Source organism: Litoribrevibacter euphylliae, from assembly GCF_042646085.1.
Lineage (GTDB): Bacteria > Pseudomonadota > Gammaproteobacteria > Pseudomonadales > Litoribrevibacteraceae > Litoribrevibacter > Litoribrevibacter euphylliae.
In genome coordinates this window covers 1235314-1255347 of sequence record NZ_JBHRSZ010000002.1, presented here as the reverse complement: position 1 = coordinate 1255347, position 20034 = coordinate 1235314, and the positions used below count along the sequence as shown (strand labels likewise).

Genomic DNA, 20034 nt, shown 5'->3' with positions numbered 1-20034 from the left:
ATGACATGGAAGCCTCTTCACTTGGGATTAGTGTTCACTTCTCTATTCGGGCTTTGGGGCTGCGACAGCCGTGATGATACCGAAGTCGACGCGGCCACCGTCGACAGCACCATGACGCCGGACCGCTTCTTGTCGTTCATTAACGATCAAGCGCAATTGGGCATTGGTGATTACCAAGTGGTGGTGTCACCAGAAAACGACGGCGATACCGGCAGCTACCAATTAACCGTGACTCTGCCAGACGGTTCCAGCCAAAACTTTTCTGGCAGTTGGCCTGTGGTGAGCGGCGCTGCTGCCACCACTGCGGCATCGCCGGAAAATAACCCTTCCCATGACATCAGCCTGAGTCAATCCGGCGCATTATCTTTTAGCTTAAGTTCCAGCGTGGCAGGGCATTTGTACTTGATGAAAAATGGGTCACTCATTGCAGATGAAGCAGGTACATCACCCTCTCTCAGCTGGACATTGGATGCGTCTGAAATTGACTCTCAAGCCTATGCCGAAGCCTATTATGAGTTGGTTGATCCAAATAACGAGCGCACTACTTTAGCCGACTGGAAAACCGTAAACGGCTTTGATCAGGGGGGCGTAACTCATGTGGTGTTTCGTGATACCAAAGACTTGGGCTATGGTCGGGACATGTATGTGCGTGAGACCGAAGCGGGCGGACTGGCCTTTTATGTGGATAACTATGTGGTGATCTTTCAGGAAGGCAGCAGTTCCAACTATGGGCCACTCAATCTGGATGCAGCACTGGCCCAAGATCGTAATCGACACATTGGTACCAACGCCATTGAGTTTTCACGGCTTGATCCGGACGACCCGACCTCACCGAGAGTGCTCAAGTTCTTCACCTTTTCACCGGAAGAGAGTACTGGTGAACAGGCGCGTTTATTGAAGGCCAATCTCGATGGTCGAGGCATTAAATACATGCCTACCATGTGTTTGGTATGCCACGGCGGCACCATGCTACCGTTGAATGATGATGGCACCTTTCCCGTGCAATCGGTGCTAAGCGCCAAATATAACCGTTTGGAGCTGGATTCTTTTGAATACGGTGAGGAGCAAGGCCAGACCCGTTTAGATCAAGAAGCCAACCTTAAACAACTGAATCAATGGATCTTAAACAGCTACCAGGAAATCAATGCACGGAATCAGGATACGCGCGGTAAGTGGTGGGGCGATTACGCCATTGAAATGATGGAAGGCCATTACGGCGGCGCAGGCTTACCGAACGATACTTATGACGTGGAAGTGCCTTCTGGTTGGCAAGCCTCAGACACGCGCCCCGAAGGTGTGGAAGTGTTGTTTACTGACGTCATCGAGCCCCATTGTGTTAGTTGCCATTCACTGCGTGGCACCGAAGCGGGCAACCGTGAAACCACTACCGTGAACGGTGAGGTCATCAGCTTAGCCAACGCCATTTCCTTCTCCTCTTACGAGCAGTTCATCAGCTACAACGACAAAATCATCGAATATGTCTTTCGTCGTGGGGTGATGCCTTTGTCCTTACGGAACTATGAAAAGTTCTGGGATGACCCGGACGGAGCTCCGTCGACCTTAGCTTCCTTCCTCACCGGCTTTGATGTCTTCAATGAGGATCGGGAAGTCGAAGAACCCGGTCAACCGTATGCAAGGCCCGGCGAAGACCGACAAGCCCGAAGCCCGGTGCAACTTACCGCTGTTGAAAGCCTGTTCAGTGATCAATATGCCTGGCAAGTGATGGATGCCCCTGCCGGTGCCGAGTACAGCTTCAGCGCCACTTCTTCTGTCACTAGCACCACCAGTAGCAGCATCAGCCCTGTGTTTATCACCGACACCGATGGCGACTATGAAATTCAACTCACCGTCAGCAATGGCTCTGGGGAATCCGACAGTGCAAGCTTCGTATTAACCATCGACAGCCAAGGCATTGATCAAACCAGCCTCAACTTTGTGGATGACGTTCGCCCCATATTAGGCAGTGACACACTAGCACGATGCAGCAACTGCCATAACCAAGCCACCGGTCGCCAAGGCATTCCCGTGTATTACGACGATAGCAACCCCAACCAATATCATGACGTCTTAGCGCGTGTGAATCTTGCCTATCCACAAGACAGCTTACTACTGCTCAAACCCACACAACTGCAGCACGGCGGTGGTATACAAATCAACCGCAACACCGTCAGCGGCGAAGCCGAGTATCAAACCCTGCTCAACTGGATTCGCGAAGGCGCCGTCTGTGGTGACGACGAAAACATCTGCCCGAATTAACGTTCACTCTTAGTGGTTTTACGGTGATTTAATCCCAGCTTCAGCTGGGATTTTTGGTGGTTACTCTCAGATACCTCTCATTTAAGTGATAGTTAGTGAATTAGTATCAATTCTTAGGTAGTGGTCTTTATCAGATTTCTCATTTGTACAAAGCTTTACGGCCTGGATAAATGGGCAGGATGATCGCTCTAACTGCGTTATTTCTAAAAGAAAAACATCAATCAAGGATGAAAAATGCAAACTAGCCATTCAAGTACAGAGGCCAAATACAACCAGCTTAGGGATTTAAGTTTGGAGGTGGCTCAGAATAACTTACCTCAAGGATTAAAAGACCTTGTAGATTTGAAGAAAATTGATTTAAGAGCAATATCGCAAGCAAGACGATGGGAATACAGTTTATCTCGTTCTGATGATGCTGATTGGTCTTGGGAGAATGGCTTTCGGAGTTATGCATATAGGCATCCTAAGCGTTTTGAATTAGCTATTTGGTATGCTAAAGCGGAGCTTTGCGGATTGAGCATTGGTAAGCCAACTTACTCAGGAGCTAAACTTAGGCTGGATGTTATTGAAGGTGCTCCATGGAATCATCCTTTGAAACGTAAAGTAGTTGAACTATCCGTGGCGGCTGCAGAAGTTTATGGCGATTCTATAGGCGCGGAGCAAATTCGAATCATGCGGCCTGTTAACAATCAGGTTATTAAGTACTATCAAGAATTTGGTTTTACTCTTTTTAACGGTAAACAAAGCAACACGCCTACCTATCTTTGGCGAAACCTATAGGTGTATAGAGATGGCGAAAAATAACAGACCGGAACCCGGCACACCTGAGTTTGAGATTTGGTTGAATAATAGGGCCAAAAATAGAGCACAGGAAATATTCTCTAAAGACATTCCTGAAGAATTATCGGATGTTGGAATGGGGATTATTGCTGGCCCAGAGAAACCAGAAGATTTAATGCCAGAAAGAACTATCTCTGAAGATATTAAAATAGATAAAGAGCAAAAGAAAAATAAGTTAAAACGGGTTAAGTAGGGATATTTGTAACGGCTCAGGATCAACCTAAAACTACTCTTTAGTTTTCGGTTCCCGATTACGCAGGAAGTATTGTTTCAGCCTGGTTTTTGGCTTTGGCAAACCTGAAGACTTCTCCAAGGTCTTAATTCCAAGCTCGTAATAACCTCCTGTATATTCTTTGTAGCACTTAAGCTGACAAAATGTATGCGTCACTTTTCATGGTGCTGATCTCTATTTATAGTCGTCGAAAACTCTATTATGGCGCTGGCTTAGCTGACTCACGAATTGGAGGCCAGCATTCTTTTGTTGGACGTCATTTATCTAAGTGCTTAGGAGAGGGCCGTGTATATTTCAGAAATTTCAGAGCGCACTGGATTATCGATTCATACCTTGAGGTATTACGAAAAAGAAGGGTTGCTAACCAATATATCCAGGAATGAATCGGGCAGAAGAGTGTATTCTGAAACGGATCTCGCATGGTTGGCTTGGATTCAGAGGTTGAAGTCAACGGGAATGAGCCTTGAAGGCATTAAGCGATTTTCAGTCTTGAGATCAATGGGGGATTCGAGCATATCTGACAGAAAAAATATGCTCATTGAGCATGCTCAGGTACTGAAAAATGATATTCAGCACCTCAAAGACGAACTTGAGATTGTTGAGTACAAAATTGCTGCTTACCAAGAGAAAGAAAATAAGCTCTTGACCTAGAGTAAACTCTAGCTTGTAAGATGCTCCCTTCATTGAGATTGAGGGAGTATTTGAGATGTTTGAAAAAGGCTACTTTGTAACGGCTGAATTAAAAGTAAAAGATAAAGCAATGATTGCTGACGCGAAATCCGCATTAAAAATATTGTGTGAGAAAACGCTAAAAGAGCCTGGCTGCAGTTTGTTTACATTGCACCACTGTTCTGAGAACGAAGACCGTTTCATTTTATGGGAAAGGTTTGAAGATGAGGCCGCTTTCAAGCAACATTTTGTGGAACCGCATACAAAAGCGTATTTAGAGTTGGATCTTACTGAAGTTGTTCAATTCTTTCAGTCTGATGTCGTCGGCGGTTAACATCAAGCGCCAGTAACGGACTTCGCAACCTGGCGCTTAATTGCTCTGCAATTATGTGCCAGTTTATCTAACCGTTGTGCCGGTAGCACTAACACTCTAGAGACATTCATGAAGTATTCTTTGTTTTTACTTATCTTTCTGTCGTTTAAATCTTTTTCTTTGGATCACTCTGAATTTATCCCTGAACGGACGGATAAAAATGGATATGTCGAACCATTTAAGATGTTTGATGATGTGTATTACGTTGGCGATAAATGGGTGTCTTCATATCTTATCTCTACGTCAGATGGTCTGGTTCTCGTTGACTCATTAGAAAGCCCATACGGACGTTGGATTCCTGGAAATATTAAGAGGCTTGGGCTGGATCCAAAAGATCTAAAGTACATCCTCATCACTCATGGGCATTCGGACCATGTAGGATCTGCAGAATATATCCAGCGTAATTATGGCGGTAAGGTAATAATATCTTACGAAGGCTTTCTACTTACGCAATCTCAATCGGAAGCCTCTGAAGGAAAAACTCATTTTATTCCCCCTAAGGTAGATAGCTTTACGAAAGATAACGATGAGTTAATCGTTGGAAACAAGCGGTTTAAATTTTATTTGACCCCAGGACATACTAAAGGGTGCCTTTCAATAGACTTTTCCGTTAAGGATAACGGCATTGATCATAGAGCGTTCATTGTTGGTGGGAACGGCACCAACTTTAATGGCCTGGATTTGGCTGCAAACTATGTTAAAAGTGTAGAACGGATAAGGCGCATCTCACAATCTTCGCCGAAAGTTGAAGTTAACTTAGCGAGTCATCCAAGATTGGCTCAGATTTTTGAACGAAAAGCGAAACACTCCGGAAGGAATAATCCGTTTATTGATCAAGATGGGTTCCAAGCATTTTTGGATGTACTGGACGCGCGGGGAGCCAAGAAGTTGTTGGAAGAGCAAGCCAAATAGACACTTGATTTCGAATCGATGCGTTGGATGTGATGATGATTCGTTGGCAGGTTAGCCAGCTTCATTTCTCTTATTGGCGCAGCTGCCGACCCTTTCAATTAGCACTCTGCGTGTCATTTCATATACTTTCTTAATTGTTTGTATTCCTTTAGGAAGGGATATGCGTCGCTATCTATTCATTACCTGCCTTTCTTTGACATTGAGTATGCGTCTTCACGCAACGAACGTTGCGGTTCAGGAGCTTAGTGGTTGGTATCTGACGGATGGCACTGGATTTGCCAATGAGGTATTCCAGGCCGTCGATAGAGAAGTTCCTCTGAATGCACAGGTTCGAGCCTTGCCTTTGATCCGTGCCATTTATTCATTCAAGGAAAACAAGTCCGATTGTTTTATAGGTGGGGATAAAAAGATATTTAACGATTTGGCACAGCTGCAGGTGCGTTCATCAGAGTTGTTTTTGGAAGTGCATTACGTGATTTCGACATTAAAATCCGAGCCGATGATCAGTTCGTTAGCTCAGCTGAAAGGGAAGCGGATTGGTGTTGAACGAGGGATTGACATTAACATCCTTAAAGACGATTTCAGTGACGTGAAAGTTGAATTGGGACTATTCGAAAGTCACTTGAAAATGCTCAAACTCAATCGGATTTCTGCCATTTTAGGGTATTATCCAGATCACCATAATGTGCTCAATCAAACCCACTTTGACCCGAACTTTATTCAGTATTCCTATACGGATCGATTGAATTGCAGCGTAGATCCTAAAAATGAAGAGATTATTAACAAGTTCAATATGGGGCTGAAAGCAATCAAAGAAAGTGGTACGTATGATCGTATTTGGAAGAAGTACTTCGGCGAAGAAAACTTGTTAAAACCTGATAAGAAGTGAGTTTCCCAACATAGGGTGACCCCGACCATAACCATGAAAGACATTGATAAAACCACCGTCTTAGATTTCATCGCAGATCTTACCGCGCCTGTTGGGCCGGAGGTCTTTGCAGGGTTTGGCAGTAAAGTCCAAAAGGAACTAGCCAAAGAACCATTGTGTTTCGATGCGCTGATCAAAGAATGGCTAAGCAATATGGATCTGGATGCCCTGGCACCTTTTTTAATTGAAATCGCATGTGGTGGCACATTACCAGAGCGATGTGCCAACCTTAAAGTGCGGTTTCAGAAAGATTGGACGTTGGTTTTAACCTCAATCATTTTTGAGGCCTACAGTGCGGATGAATCAGCATTCGAAGATATTCTTCAGAAGTTGGATGCTTCTTTAGAGGGGAAAGGTATTGCTGCAGAGCTAAGGCTTTGGCGGGATGAGGTATGTTAAGACTTATTAGGCAAAATAATGAGTAAAGAAGGAGTGTATTAAAAGTTTATTTCTAGAGAATTAAAGCTCGCTTAGGTACTATGCGAAGCTTTATTAGTAGCTGCTTTGATCTAGGTTTGGTGAGAGCATTGAAAGAGATAAAGCGGGTGATATGAATAAAGTATCTTTGAAGGCAGTTTAATGTCTGAATATATGCCTTCTATATATTTCTTTCATTAGAAATGAATTTTCAGATCCTAGCTTTGGCTGGGATTTTTTGTATAACTCGTTGTATTTAGATATTAAATTCGCCGTCTTGGAACTATGGTTTCATCTAGTGTCAATTCACTTATTGTTTTAGAAAGAGATATGCAGGAGAATGTGTGCCGCTTAGAAACAAGTGATCTTTGTCTTTGTGATTTTGGATTGATTGTTAGCCTAAAAATATTAAACAAACCCAGGAAGGGGAAATAAATGAAAAAATTCAGATTAGTTTTTATTTCTTTAGCTGTATTGATGCTAGTTGGTTGTGCAGCAGGGACAAACTTCAAAAAACTTGAAGAAAACCAGTTAGTGCTAGGTAAAACCACAAAAGAAAAGGTTTTAATGGCTATGGGAGAACCTAACACAACAGGAATTGCTGAATTTAATGGCGTAGAGGTTGAAATTATCAACTATTCTTACGCAAGCTTGAGTGATGAAGCTGTGAACCCAGGTATCACTCCAGCTCGATCACAGGGTTTGTTTTTCGTTGACGGTACTTTAGTAGGTAAGAACTATTCGAGTTCATTCAAAGTTGATAATACGAGCTTTGATAAAGAGCTAGCTAGAACTATTAAGGAAGGTCAGTCGAAGAGCGAAGTGATAAAGATTCTTGGTCAGAGCAGAAGTCAACAAATATATCCGTTAGTAAATGATAAAGATGGGTCTGCGATTATTTATATGTTAACTCAAACAAAAGGAGTTAAATTCAAGCAAGATATGTTAATAGTTGAGTTTAATAGTGAAGATATTGTCACTAAGTCCTCGTTTTCGTCTTCTGGACAATTTTAATTAAGAACAACCGTTAAAAGAGCTCTATGTTCCGTATACGGCTACACTGGTTCGGTATTATTAAGTTTCGAAGTATTTTTATGTTCTTAGGTTACTAAGGCGCCTAATCCCGGCGCCTATCCTATACTCAATTAACTCTCTAACCCCACAAACCAAACATCTACTCTTTTCCCTGCAATTTATAACTTGCATAGAGCAAGCCAATTCCCACAATCGCAGGCAGTGTGACTCCTGCAAAATCGACGAGCAGGGCTTCAGGTCCGGAGATGCCAACCACCACTTCCCAGGCGTGAAATATGGCATGGAACACCAGCCATGAAATCGGCATTAACCAAAGCAGTAATCGGAAGTTTTTGTAAAGGGCGCTGTTATAGAGGGCGCCATAAAACAATGCTGAGCCGATCAGCATGTAGATCATGCCTATGTCTCGCAAGAAGTGTTGGTTGAACGGGCCGCGCTCAGGTACGCCAGGGACAAGCCAATACCACTGTTCAGGGGCGATCAACATGAACAGGCCATTGGTAAAGGCTGCCAGCCCTAACAGGCTGGCAATTGCGATGATGACTTTACTAATCATGCTCGGCACCCATCGCTAATGTGGCGGATCGTGTTGGGGCAAGAGAATCCTCATTGACTGTGACTCGACTACAGGCTTTACCGTAGCCCAATGCGTATTTGAGAGCCGGGTAGACGCGATAAGAACTGATGCAATAGGCGATGGTAATCAGTCCTTCTTGGCCCCATAAGGCCACAATTTGTTCGCGTAGATCATCGGCTTCCGGGTTGTGCGCCAAGACAAATTCGGTGAATTGCACGACGAGTGCGATCTCCTCGGGCAGTTTGTCCAAATTTCTATCAATGATGGCGCGAACCATCTCAGGGGCGACTTTTTCCTCTAACGCCATATTGACGACCAGTTGGGTACACGGCCCGCAGTCATCCCAAATGATGGCACGAAGTCTGGCGGCATACAGAGGCTCGGGAGGTAGGTTCCCTGAGTGGGAGGACATGGTTTGAAAGCCCATTAATTTGAGAAAGGCGCCCAAGCTGGTTTTAAGAATGTCCTGCATGTAACGCACGTCATAGTCGTAACGGGTTTTCATTGCCAAAAGCATTTTGTTGAAGAGGTATCGGATCATGGTTGTGTTCCTTCTATTGACTTGATTCTGAATTAAAACCTTGTTGGTGGTGCTTGTAAGATCACGACGGATATTGAGCCGGTAGTCTCATGCTGTGATCTTTCTCCTGGGCCTGAACGGGCTTGAGTAAGAGGATGAAACTCAACACGAAGATGGCGGCGCAGACGTAGAGCATCAGTGAAAAGCTCTCTTCATTCAGCAAACCAGAGGCGATCAGTGGGCCGCTTGCTAAGCCGATTGATGACACAACGGCAGCAACAGTAGATAGCTTGCCACTTGGGTCTTGTTCTGCTGTGACCGCCAATAGATAGGATTGAATGGCTGGCCAGGAGAAAAACAGCAGAGACATCGCGATGACATAAAACAGCGGTGTTAGGTGCGTTACGCTGAGCATGATGGCGGATACTACCGACATGGCTACGCCAGCAATGATCCAATACAAGCGCCCATAACGATTGCCACTGATCACAGGTAACATGGCGCCGAGCAGCCCTAACAACCCGGTCGTCGCAATGTACATGCTGACATCGTCGTTGCTCATGTTCGCGCCAAGGCCAATCAACCCAACGTAAGCCCAAATAGCACTGGCGGAGATTTGGTAGGTGATGATGGCGAGCATCAGCAATAAGGCATTGTGTGATGTGCCAGGTACGTTTGATGTGCAAGGCACAGATGCAGTGCGGCCACTTATTGGTTGATTTGATGTTGAGTGCTTGAGAGAAAGTGCCGGTAAAAAAGGCAAAAATACTAGGCTTAAGACTACGAACGCTGCCATCACATAAAACACCGCATAGGCGTTCATTTGCGCTTCTAGTTCGGGTAAGAGATACATGACGATGGAGCCGATGCTGAACTGTATGAACAGCAAGGTTCCAAAGGCGCGATCCGGGTTGTTCAATCTAGCAAGAACAGCAAAACCGATCCCAAGGCTCAGACCACCGAAGGTGCCTGCCAGAAATCGCCAGCCCAGCATCAGCGTGTAATTACTAACCCCTAACGTAGTTGCTGATAGTTCACCCACCCATACTGTTGAGAGGTCAATCGCTGCCAATAACACTAAGAACAAGAGCATGGCCGGTTGCCATTGAATGCGTCGCACCAGAAAGATGGCGATTGTGCTGCCAATCAAGCCGCCATAACCATTGAGCGCAACGATTTGACCGGCCTCTGCTTCGTTGAAACCGATCTCACCGGCCAGTGCGTTAACCAGTCCTGGCATGAAGTTAATGTAGGAAAGCCCTGCCATGGTGATAAATGCCAGGAATAAATAGGTCAGAGGATGACCAGCGGGTAGTTTGTTTGAAATGAAGTGCTTCAACATAAATTCTCAATCTCATAGATCTGTGAACGTCTATAGGTGAGGATTTTATGAACAGGAACGTGTTGGAAAAATAGGTCGATATCCCAATTAGTCATGAATACTATTCATGAATCTTTCTTGGTATAGTCAATCACCAAATACACTATTTTTCGTGTGCAAATCATGGACAAACTTAGATCATTAGAAATCTTCTTAGCCACCTGTGATGGCGGCAGTTTTGCTGCGGCGGCAAGGCTGTGTAACAGTGATCCTTCCACCGTCAGTAAGGCCATTGGCCGATTGGAAGCACAGCTGGGATTAACCTTGTTTCAGCGCTCGACCCGACAGTTGCGAATCACCACCGCCGGTCAACGTTATGCCGATACAGTGCGAAAGATGGTCCAGGATCTCACCACCTGTGAGGATGAGCTGAAGCACCTAAATGACTCCCCTTGCGGCACTCTCCGAATCAATTCGGCCGTGTGTTATGGCCACCTGTATCTTCGCCCGTTATTAAAAGCGTTTTGCGAGCAATACCCAGACATCAAGCTGGAATTGGATATCAACGATTTCCATGTGGACATCATCGAAAACGACATCGATATCGCCTTACGCACAGGGTATGTTAAAGACAGTCGGCTAGTGGCGCGGTGCTTGAGCCCAATGGATTTCCTGATATGTGCATCGCCGGACTATTTGGAAACGCATGGCACGCCAAGCTGCCCCGAAGACTTCCATCAACACCGTTGGATTGGTTTTCGAATCAAGGAAACTCAACAGCTTCAACCGATCTTTTTACCCGATGAAACAGGGGAATACATTCCTTACGAGTTAGAGCGTAGCCATATCACCGATGATGGCGAAGCGATGGCCTATATGTGTGCTGACGGTTTGGGCTTTGCTCAACTCCCTCACTTTCTTGCCAAGAAGGGCTTGGAACGTGGCGAACTGGTTTCTCTGTATCCGTATTTCAGACCGCCGCAACCCGACAGTGGCGTGTTCGCGATTTATCCGAAGCGAGAATATTTGCCTGCTAAAGTGAGAGTGTTTGTTGATTTTCTGACTCGATCCTTAGCGGATGTGGGCGAAGGTTCCACCTACACTTGGGCGGAAGGTTGGAAGCCTATGATTGATTTTGGTGGGTAGGGCTTATCAACTTCCCTATTTTGTGAATAAATAGAGCATCGTTTCGACAAGGGGATTGAAAGCAGATAATCTTCGTTATCTTCGGAAACGACTCTGCTGTTCCACATCAAAATTGAAAAATAATAAGGACATTAACGTGAACAACGAACAACAAATTCAAAGCGTAATTCAGACGTACTTTGAGTGTATGTACGAATCAAGCGCACAGAAAGCGCACGATGCATTCCACCCAAATGCGATGATCACAGGTTACATTGGTGGTGGCTTGCAAGAGTCGACCGTTGGGCAATTTGCGGAGTTGGTTGCTTCGCATCAGCCGTCACCAAAAGAAAAGGGTGAGGCCGCGATTCTTGATGTGTTGTCCATCGAGGTTGCGGGTGATACAGCGGTGGCGAGAGTGAGAGACGCGTATCTTGGTTTGATGTTTTTGGACACGCTGTCGCTGATTAAAGTGGACGGGCAGTGGCAGATCTACAACAAGCTTTTCCATGTGGAAGGCGAGCTGAAAGCTCAATAGTTTTGAGTCATATTGTGCATAAAGTCCTGTTAGTCGAAGACGAGCAAAGCATTGCTGATAACGTTATTTATGCCTTACGTCAGGAAGGGCTGGATGTTGAGTGGTTGTCGTTAGGTCAGGCGGCGGTCGAGCATTGTCAGCATCAGTCCGTGGATGTGGTGATTTTGGATGTGGGTTTGCCTGATCTCTCGGGCTTCGATGTCTGCAAAGCGATTCGAACGTTTTCTTCCGTACCCGTGATTTTCTTAACCGCACGAGGCGATGAAATTGATCGTGTGGTGGGTTTGGAAATCGGCGGTGACGATTATGTGGTGAAGCCCTTTAGTCCGAGAGAGTTATCGGCTCGGGTGAAAGCCATTTTACGTCGGCAGTCGGGCTTGCTGAGCCCTTCGGGTGTTTCGGGGGCATCCACGGCAAGCTCGGACGAATCGCAAGCTTCTGTGCTCGTTCGTGGGCGTTTACGTCTGGACAGTCAGCTGAAACGCGCCTTCTTTAATGACCAGATGTTGGATTTAACGGCTTACGAGTTTGGTATTCTGGAGACGTTAATGCAGCAGCCGGAACGCATTTTTTCACGTGAACAGCTGATGGAAAAAGTTTGGCGTTCGCCGGAAGAAAGTTTCGACCGAGCGGTTGATACGCACATTAAAACCTTACGCGCCAAACTCAAACAGGTGGATGATCAAGGCGATATCATTCAGACGCATCGTGGCCTGGGTTACAGCTTAAAGGCCGGACAATGAGTCTTAACCTTCGAATCTTCTTAGCCAATTTTTCTATTCTCGGTGTTGCGACTTACTTGTTGCTGAATGTGTTTATGTCTGAGCTTCGTCCGGGGATGCGTCAGACCACTGAAGATACCTTGGTGGATACGGCAAATTTACTGGCCGAAGTGGTTTCCAATGAGTTCCTGCAGGATCAGTTGACCAGCCAGAATTTTGCGCAACTGAATTTTGCTCAAAGCATCGAGCGCTTTTTAGCGCGTTCCTATCGCGCCAAAATCTTTTCTGTGGATAAAGAGTCCAGCCAGATTCGCATTTACATCACGGACGATCAGGGCATTGTGCAATACGATTCGTCGGGCAAGGATGTAGGCGCAGATTATTCGCGGTGGAATGACGTTTATCTGACCTTGCGTGGCCAATACGGAGCTCGTAGTACGAAGTTAAGGCCGGACGATGAAATGAGTACGGTGATGCACGTAGCGGCCCCAATTCTAAACAATGGGCGCATAGTGGGCTCATTGACTGTTGCCAAGCCCAATCAAACGGTTCAGCCATTTATAGACATGGCTCAGTTGAAGATCAAAACCACCAGTTTTTGGTTGATTGTGATTTCGATTGTGATCGGTGCGGTGTTTTCCTTTGGGTTAACACGGTCGATTCGTAAGCTGGTGGACTACGCGGATCAGATTGCTAAAGGACGAAAGGCAAGCGTTCCCAAGGTTGGCGAAGTGGAGTTAACGAAGCTTGCGGATGCCATCGAGAACATGCGTGAGCAGCTGGAAGGGAAAGCGTACGTGGAAAACTACGTCCATGCCTTAACTCATGAATTGAAGAGCCCGGTGTCGGCCATTAAAGGCGCTGCCGAGTTGTTATCTCCCACCATGCCTGAGGCCGATTTTGAACGTTTTCAAAGCAATATTCTGGATGAAACCGATCGCATTGATGTGATGATCAATCGTTTGTTGGCTTTGGCCAGTTTGGAGAAACGCGGAAATTTGGAAACGACAGAACGAGTATCTTTGTTGTCTCTGGCACACAGCGTCATTGAGAGTAAGCGGGTGGCGTTATTGGCGAAAGGCGTGACCATTGAGGTGATTCCGAACGATGCCAATCAAGATGCCTTTGAGGTGGAAGGCGATGCTTTTCTGTTAACTCAGGTGTTGGATAATTTACTTCAGAACGCCATCGAATTTAGCCCCTCGGCTGGACAGATTGTTCTTCAAATAACGCGTGACCATCAAGGCTGTGTTCTGGAGGTACAAGATCAAGGGCCGGGGATTCCTGAGTATGCGCTATCCAGAGTGTTTGAGCGTTTTTATTCACTGAATCGACCGGATACCAATAAAAAAAGCACCGGGCTCGGGCTGTGTTTTGTTAATGAAATTGTGGCTTTACACCAAGGGCAAGTGTCTTTGGAAAACCGACTCACTCAGGGTTGTTGCGCACGGGTGTGGTTGCCAGCCTAGATGCACTAAAAAACCACTAAAAAAACACTCAAACTAACCGCTACAACAGACCACAAAAAGTGCTTCACACGCACTACAAACTATCTACACATTCAACTCATAAAGACCCCACACAGGCGATTTATCTTAAAAGCATCTAACTTTTAGGAGAAATCTCATGCAAAAAGCACTGGCAATAAAACTCTGTGTGATTGGCTTAATCGCCCTTATCTTACTAATCCCTCTGGGGATGATTTCTGAGAAAATCTACGAGCGAAATGATTATCTGCAGTCCGCAAAATATAGCGTTTCTCAAAGCTGGACGGGCGCTCAGGAGCTGATGGGGCCGATTCTGGTAATCCCATACACCACAACGGATTACGTGGATGTGTGGAACAAAGATGAAACGAAGAAACATAAGAAGGAAGTGGTGCGTCACCGCAAGCTGTTTATCAATCCTGAAAGCCTCAGTATCAAAAGTCAGATTGAAAACGACCTTCGATACAAAGGTATTTATAAAGTGCCTGTGTATACCGGAACCTTCGATGTGTCGGGTGCATTTGATCAGACACGTATCCAGAAAGAATTAGTTCGTATCTTTGGGTCGGCAGAGAAGGTAGAGCTTTCCAAACCCTATTTATTCAGCACGGTATTTGATCCGCGCGGTATCAATAGCATTCCGCAGCTGCGATGGTTGAATCAAACCATTAAGTTTTTACCGGGCAGCAAATTTTCTTCTAATGGCAATGGCATTCATGCCTTTGTGCCTGGAATTGCTAAAGATATTCACGAGAGCAAAGAAACTGATGATCAGGCAAATCCCCTAACATCGTTAGACTTCAGTTATCAGTTGGTATTGCGTGGCATGGAGTCTATTTCCTTTGTTCCCACAGGTGTCGAGACTCAGGTGTCTGTTACCTCGGATTGGCCGCACCCTGAATTTACTGGGATGTTTCTACCGGTAGAACGATCTATTTCCGAAGCGGGGTATCAAGCAACTTGGAAGACTACGTCCTTCGCAAATAACATCAACGAGAAAGTTGCGAACTGTGCGAACGGTGAATGTGCCGACCTCATTAGTAGTGGTTTTGGCGTTAAGCACATTGAAACCATCGATGTGTATCAACAGTCGGATCGAGCGTTGAAATACGGCATCTTATTTATTGGTTTGACCTTCATCTCCTTCTTCATTTTTGAAATTGTGAAGAAGCTACCGATCCATGCCATTCAATACACGTTGGTGGGCTTTGCTAACGCGATTTTCTATCTGTTGTTGGTGTCTTTGTCTGAACATCTGGCCTTTGGGGTGTCTTACGCTGTTGCCTCTGTAGCCTGTATTGCCTTGCTGATGTTTTATCTGAGCTTCGTTCTAAAAGGCTTCAAGCTTGCGGCTTTGTACAGTGGTCTGCTGTCGGTGTTGTATCTGTGTCTTTACCTGATTATCAGCTCTGAAGACTTGGCTTTTCTGATGGGCTCGACACTGACCTTTGTAATTCTGGTGATTGTGATGGTGGTAACTCGAAACATCGATTGGTATGACCTGGGGGATCGTGCCGCCGCGGAGAAGTTTACTAAATCAACCGAGGACGAGAAGTAATGACGATGCACTTTCGGCATAAAGCGGTGATGGGGTTGGTGTGTATGGTGCTGTTGATCTTTGGCACCTTATATCAAGTCAATCAAGGCGAAACTTACTTTCTGGTGGAGTGGCTTCAACACGTGCCTAATGGCGATAAAATTGGGCACTTGATGATCTTTGGTGTACTGACTTTTATGCTCAATCTAACCTTGCTTGGTAAGTCGGTAAGGTTAGGTGTTCCCGGCGTAAAAAAGGGTGTGCAGGTGAATCTGGCGTTGTTATTGGTTGGGCTGTTTGCAGTTACAGAAGAATTCAGTCAGCTATACATTGCTTCGCGTAACTTTGATTTTATGGATCTTGGATGTGATGCGGTGGGCATGGCGGTCTTTTATTTACTGTCCAAACGGGTATTGGATAAGACGGTCTGACCACAAAAAAAAGCCTACCGTGTTTTCCACGGTAGGCTTTTTTCGTTGTTGAATCTCTCTGTATTAAGCGGTTTGGGTTTTGGCCGCTTTTTCCTTTTGTTTCTTCTGGTAGGCCTTTAGTTTCTCTTCAAACTGATAGCTCAAGTTCATGATACGAGTTGCTGTGGTTGGGGAAACGTCATAAACCACTTCCGCAAGAGAACCTAGTGGTGTAGTCACTTTTTTCTGCTTGGTGATCAGTGATTTCAATACCAAATCTGCCGCACGTTCCGGTGACATCACCGGCAAGTAATCGTAGCTCTTGGTCGGTGCAATCATCGGCGTACGAACCAATGGCATGTAAACCGTGGTGATGTTGACGTTATCTTGTGCTACTTCGTTGGTTAAGCAACGGCTGAAGGCATCCAGTGCTGATTTACTGGCAATGTACGCAGAGAAACGCGGAACATTGGACTGGCAGCCAGCAGAAGAAATATTGATGATGTGACCTTTTTTGCGCTCACGCATGGCAGGCAAGAAACCAAGAATCAATTGCAGGCAACCGAAGTAGTTCAAGTCCATGGTGCGTTGGAAGTCGTGCATACGATCATAGGCATCGTTTACTGAACGACGGATTGAACGGCCAGCGTTGTTGATTAACACATCAATTGGGCCATGCTCTGCAAGCACTTTTTCTACGAGCTCTTTACAGGATTCCGTGCAGCTTAGGTTACAACTGTAGATGTAAGCAGTACCACCCAGATCTTCCACTTCTTTCTTAGCTTTTTCCAAGTTTTCGATGCCACGAGCAACTAGAATAACAGTCCCTTTGGCCTCACCAATTTGTCGTGCGACGGCCAAACCAATGCCGCTGCTGCCGCCGGTGATCAAGGTGAGTTTTTTGTTCAGAACTTTAGGCAGGAAGGGTTTACGAACAATGCCAAGTGTTTCAGAAAGAAGTGTTTCAAGAGCCATGTTATGTGTCCTTTTCAATAACCATCATTAGGCGACGTCCACCTGCCTATTGGGATGTGTTGTATTTGTTATGTTACCAACTGGTTACATAATTTAGGTGTTCAAAAAATGTTCGTCAATACAGATGTTACCGATAAGTAACATTTTTGTGGGGTGGTTAATGTTTAGAGTCTTTGCTCAAAGGTATGATACAGAACTAAGAATCGGTCAATGGCAGTAGATGACATGTCGCAAGTGAAGAACAAAGAGCAAACCAAGTCGAAGATCTTGTCGGCGGTGGGTGAAGTATTAGCTCAAGATGGTTATCAGGGCTTAGGTATTAACCGCATTGCGAAGCAGGCGGGTGTTGCTAAGGCATTGATTTATCGTTACTTCGGTGGTTTGGAAGGTTTGATTCAGGCCTATGGTGAAACCGACAGTTTCTGGCCATCGGTGGATGAAATTCGCGGCATGTCGGAAGATGAGTTTAAAGGGCTGACTTTAAGAGAGCGCTGTCGAACCATCTTCAGAAATTTCAGAATTGCGTTGAAAAAACGACCTCATACCGTTGCTATCTACGCTTGGGAAATGGTGGAGAACAATGAGATCACCGAAAGTCTGGTTGCTTCCCGTACACAAAGTTCACTCAATCTTGTCAAAGAAATGATGGGCCAAGATCATATTGAGATGACTGAATACGACCATGAAATTACGGCTATGTTGGGTGCGGCGTTACTTCATCTAACGATCAGGGAATCGTTAAAGTCCCCTTTTGCCGGGTTGGATTTGAATGACCAAGCGACCTGGGATCGTTTCGATGGTGCGCTGGAAACCTTATTTACAGCCATTGAGACCCTGTATAAGTCCAAGCGCTCTTAAGGCTAACGTGTTTATGTTGGGAATCCTTTCTGTAAGGTAATTTCTATTGTTATTTCGAGGTATGAACAAAGACACCATCCCAATCCAGACCGGGAGGCTGTTTTTGATAGGTTCGGATTCGTTCCAAATAGACTTTAAAAATGGGGTGTGGCCCTGAGCGCTTGATTAACTTCTGAATAATCTCGAGACAACCTGGCCAGTCTTGCGCACGATACTTCAACAGCATTTCGTTAAAGTCATCAATGAATTGGATTTCATCTGGCGACAGTAAATCCTGATAGCCTATGGGCTCGAAAATACTGACGGGCCGATCTTTGCCTTTCACTTTAACACGGTCAATTTCTCGGCATAAAATGCCGTCGAGGTTGCGGAAGGTGTCTTCTCCTATGATGGTTGAAACGCCGTAGCTTTTGGTTAAGCCTTCTAGCCGTGAGCCTAAGTTCACTGCGTCGCCCAATACTGTGTACGCCATACGGTATTCTGAGCCCATGTTGCCAACGTCCATCATTCCCGTGTTGATACCGATACCGATGTCGAGCGTCGGCCAGTTTCTTGTTGCGAATTTATTATTGATTTTCTTTAGTGCTTCAACCATTTCTTCTGCGGCATGAATGGCATTGTATCTGTGCTGATCATCAGGCAGAGGGGCGCCCCAAAACGCCATGATAGCGTCGCCCATGTACTTATCGATGGTGCCGTTGTGTTTGTGGATGATTTCGGTCATGGGCGTCAGAAACTCCTTCATTAGTTTCGAGAGTTCCTTCGGGGGGAGACTTTCGGAGATATTGGTAAAGCCTCGAATGTCGGTAAACAGCACCGTCATTTCACGACTTTCTCCGCTGAGTTCAAAGCTCTCTGGCGCTTCGGCCATTCGATTGACCAATTCTTTGGGGATGTATTGGCTAAACAACTTAGCGAGGTGACGCTTGGCGCGGGCTTCAATGAAGAAACCCCAACTGGTTTGAAAAGCGAGCAGCGTAAAGATTAAGGCCAGAGGAGACACCAGATGAATAACGAGTTGGCTATTCCAGAGGTACAGATTAATCAGAGTATGTGCCAGCGCTAAGGCCGATAACAAACTTAAATGCTTGAAAGGGGCATTAATGAAGGGGGAGAAGATGATCACCAAACCGATGAGCATTAAGGTCAAAAACTCAATGGCCAGGCTGTAACTGGGACGATGACGTGTCGTCCCGTCGAGCATGCCGCTGATCAGGTTGGCGTGAACCTCAACTCCGGGATAGTTTTTCTGTAAAGGCGTTGAACGCAGATCCAGCAAGCCGGGCGCAGTTGTACCGATCAATACTATGGCATTTTTTAGTATTGGAATTGGTTCGTTCGATTGCAAGACATCGCTGGCAGAAACGTATGGATAGCTCTCTTGTCGGCCACGATAGGGCACATAAACATCGGTCAGCGCTCCGGTCGCAATATAATTTGAGCCAAGGTACAAGCCTTCAATGGCGGCGTAATCTTGTTCTTGTTGAATATCCAGTCTGAGTTTGGGGGCATCTTGATTAATGATGAGCGTGCTTAAAGCCAGAGATGGGTAAATACCCCCTTGGTACGTTTGTACTAACGGTACTCTGCGATAGACGCCATCTTCATCCACAATCGGGTTATCGAAGAAACCGGATATGGGGCTAGCTGCTTCCAAAGACGCAATGTTTGCCGTAAAACCTTTCGGGGAAATCAGATCGAGTTTTTCTTGTATGGATGGCGATAAGAGAGTGCTAGGCTCGGTCAGTTGGTTGATGATGTCTTCTGAGTTTTGTTGAAAGACATAACCCAGAACCACGGGTTGATCCTTGATCACCTGAGCAAATTGCTGATCAAAGTCTAAGATCCGTTGCCACTTTTGAACGACCTCTTGGGGAAGGTATTGACCGACATCTTCAAGCACCGATATGCCATCTGAGAAATCAGGTTCGGCAAAGACCATATCAAAACTAATGCTTTGAACCTGATGTTGCTCCAGAAGCTTGGACACCATGTCTGCGACCAGGCCTCGATTCCAGGGCCACTGTCCATGTTGTTGCAGGCTTTTCTCGTCGAGATCGACAATTACAATGCGATGGTCTGTGGTATGTGGTGCGGTGCTGTTGAGTTTTACGTCGTATGAAAAACGCTCTAGAGCATCCAGTAAGGTAACTTGCAGGACTCCTGAGCTGTGCAACAAGAACACGAGTAAAATGGAAAAACTCAACATCAAGCGAATAAAACGCTTGGTCGTAAGAGAATTAAGTCTCTTAAATAACTTGGACTTTGTTTCGCCTAAGTCTGCCATAGGTCGTAATGATTA

Annotated in this window: 21 protein-coding genes; 16 read left to right on the top strand and 5 right to left on the bottom strand. The window is 45.6% G+C overall.

What is annotated here, in order from left to right; genetic code table 11:
- From ACFOEK_RS07395 to ACFOEK_RS07355, 9 genes are all read left to right on the top strand, one after another.
- Positions 1-2256 carry a hypothetical protein gene (locus ACFOEK_RS07395; RefSeq protein WP_386718405.1) on the top strand — a complete coding sequence of 752 codons (2256 nt, stop codon included), beginning with the start codon at positions 1-3 and terminating at the stop codon, positions 2254-2256.
- A 234-nt stretch (positions 2257-2490) separates the two neighbouring features.
- On the top strand, positions 2491-3036 hold the full coding sequence (locus ACFOEK_RS07390; protein WP_386718402.1) for a hypothetical protein: 546 nt from the start codon (positions 2491-2493) through the stop codon (positions 3034-3036).
- A gap of 10 nt (positions 3037-3046) precedes the next feature.
- The gene (locus ACFOEK_RS07385) at positions 3047-3289 is read left to right on the top strand and encodes a hypothetical protein (RefSeq protein ID WP_386718399.1); all 243 of its coding nucleotides are present in this window, start codon (positions 3047-3049) and stop codon (positions 3287-3289) included.
- A gap of 324 nt (positions 3290-3613) precedes the next feature.
- Positions 3614-3979 carry a MerR family transcriptional regulator gene (locus ACFOEK_RS07380; RefSeq protein WP_386718396.1) on the top strand — a complete coding sequence of 122 codons (366 nt, stop codon included), beginning with the start codon at positions 3614-3616 and terminating at the stop codon, positions 3977-3979.
- A gap of 55 nt (positions 3980-4034) precedes the next feature.
- Positions 4035-4331, top strand: coding sequence for a putative quinol monooxygenase (locus ACFOEK_RS07375; protein WP_386718394.1), 297 nt, complete (start codon positions 4035-4037; stop codon positions 4329-4331).
- A gap of 108 nt (positions 4332-4439) precedes the next feature.
- A complete protein-coding gene (locus ACFOEK_RS07370; protein WP_386718391.1) occupies positions 4440-5282 on the top strand; it encodes an MBL fold metallo-hydrolase in 843 nt (280 codons plus the stop codon).
- 160 nt (positions 5283-5442) lie between these two features.
- A complete protein-coding gene (locus tag ACFOEK_RS07365) occupies positions 5443-6171 on the top strand; it encodes a transporter substrate-binding domain-containing protein (RefSeq protein ID WP_386718388.1) in 729 nt (242 codons plus the stop codon).
- Between the two features lie 33 nt (positions 6172-6204).
- The gene (locus ACFOEK_RS07360) at positions 6205-6609 is read left to right on the top strand and encodes a hypothetical protein (protein WP_386718385.1); all 405 of its coding nucleotides are present in this window, start codon (positions 6205-6207) and stop codon (positions 6607-6609) included.
- A gap of 453 nt (positions 6610-7062) precedes the next feature.
- The gene (locus tag ACFOEK_RS07355; RefSeq protein ID WP_386718382.1) at positions 7063-7641 is read left to right on the top strand and encodes a hypothetical protein; all 579 of its coding nucleotides are present in this window, start codon (positions 7063-7065) and stop codon (positions 7639-7641) included.
- Positions 7642-7801: 160 nt separating this feature from the next.
- On the opposite strand, the gene ACFOEK_RS07350 is transcribed toward ACFOEK_RS07355, so the two are convergent.
- The 3 genes from ACFOEK_RS07350 to ACFOEK_RS07340 form a co-directional block, all read right to left on the bottom strand.
- Positions 7802-8218, bottom strand: a complete 417-nt coding sequence (locus tag ACFOEK_RS07350) for a hypothetical protein (RefSeq protein ID WP_386718379.1) — start codon at positions 8216-8218, stop codon at positions 7802-7804.
- Positions 8211-8780, bottom strand: coding sequence for a hypothetical protein (locus ACFOEK_RS07345; protein ID WP_386718377.1), 570 nt, complete (start codon positions 8778-8780; stop codon positions 8211-8213). The genes ACFOEK_RS07350 and ACFOEK_RS07345 overlap by 8 nt, the downstream gene beginning before the upstream one ends.
- A 61-nt stretch (positions 8781-8841) precedes the next feature.
- Positions 8842-10101 carry an MFS transporter gene (locus ACFOEK_RS07340; RefSeq protein ID WP_386718374.1) on the bottom strand — a complete coding sequence of 420 codons (1260 nt, stop codon included), beginning with the start codon at positions 10099-10101 and terminating at the stop codon, positions 8842-8844.
- 162 nt (positions 10102-10263) lie between these two features.
- On the opposite strand from ACFOEK_RS07340, the gene ACFOEK_RS07335 reads away from it, so the two are divergent.
- The 6 genes from ACFOEK_RS07335 to ACFOEK_RS07310 all read left to right on the top strand — a co-directional run bounded on the left by ACFOEK_RS07335 (position 10264) and on the right by ACFOEK_RS07310 (position 15920).
- A complete protein-coding gene (locus ACFOEK_RS07335) occupies positions 10264-11226 on the top strand; it encodes a LysR family transcriptional regulator (RefSeq protein ID WP_386718371.1) in 963 nt (320 codons plus the stop codon).
- A gap of 136 nt (positions 11227-11362) precedes the next feature.
- A complete protein-coding gene (locus tag ACFOEK_RS07330) occupies positions 11363-11743 on the top strand; it encodes a nuclear transport factor 2 family protein (protein ID WP_386718367.1) in 381 nt (126 codons plus the stop codon).
- Between the two features lie 14 nt (positions 11744-11757).
- Positions 11758-12486: a two-component system response regulator CreB gene (creB, locus tag ACFOEK_RS07325; protein WP_386718364.1), complete on the top strand. Its 729-nt coding sequence runs from the start codon at positions 11758-11760 to the stop codon at positions 12484-12486.
- Entirely contained in the window at positions 12483-13934 is a 1452-nt protein-coding gene (creC, locus tag ACFOEK_RS07320; RefSeq protein ID WP_386718362.1) for a two-component system sensor histidine kinase CreC, read from the top strand. Before creB ends, creC begins: the two co-directional genes overlap by 4 nt.
- Before the next feature lie 157 nt (positions 13935-14091).
- The gene (gene creD / locus ACFOEK_RS07315) at positions 14092-15510 is read left to right on the top strand and encodes a cell envelope integrity protein CreD (RefSeq protein ID WP_386718359.1); all 1419 of its coding nucleotides are present in this window, start codon (positions 14092-14094) and stop codon (positions 15508-15510) included.
- Positions 15510-15920, top strand: a complete 411-nt coding sequence (locus ACFOEK_RS07310) for a VanZ family protein (RefSeq protein WP_386718357.1) — start codon at positions 15510-15512, stop codon at positions 15918-15920. Before creD ends, ACFOEK_RS07310 begins: the two co-directional genes overlap by 1 nt.
- A gap of 63 nt (positions 15921-15983) precedes the next feature.
- Here ACFOEK_RS07310 and ACFOEK_RS07305 read toward each other — a convergent pair whose 3' ends face one another.
- Positions 15984-16874: an SDR family NAD(P)-dependent oxidoreductase gene (locus ACFOEK_RS07305; RefSeq protein WP_386718354.1), complete on the bottom strand. Its 891-nt coding sequence runs from the start codon at positions 16872-16874 to the stop codon at positions 15984-15986.
- 210 nt (positions 16875-17084) lie between these two features.
- Here ACFOEK_RS07305 and ACFOEK_RS07300 point away from each other — a divergent pair, with 210 nt between their 5' ends.
- Positions 17085-17732: a TetR/AcrR family transcriptional regulator gene (locus ACFOEK_RS07300; RefSeq protein WP_386718351.1), complete on the top strand. Its 648-nt coding sequence runs from the start codon at positions 17085-17087 to the stop codon at positions 17730-17732.
- A gap of 49 nt (positions 17733-17781) precedes the next feature.
- Here the strand turns inward: ACFOEK_RS07300 and ACFOEK_RS07295 are convergent, their stop codons facing one another.
- Positions 17782-20019 carry a CHASE2 domain-containing protein gene (locus tag ACFOEK_RS07295; RefSeq protein WP_386718348.1) on the bottom strand — a complete coding sequence of 746 codons (2238 nt, stop codon included), beginning with the start codon at positions 20017-20019 and terminating at the stop codon, positions 17782-17784.
- Positions 20020-20034 lie beyond the last annotated feature (15 nt).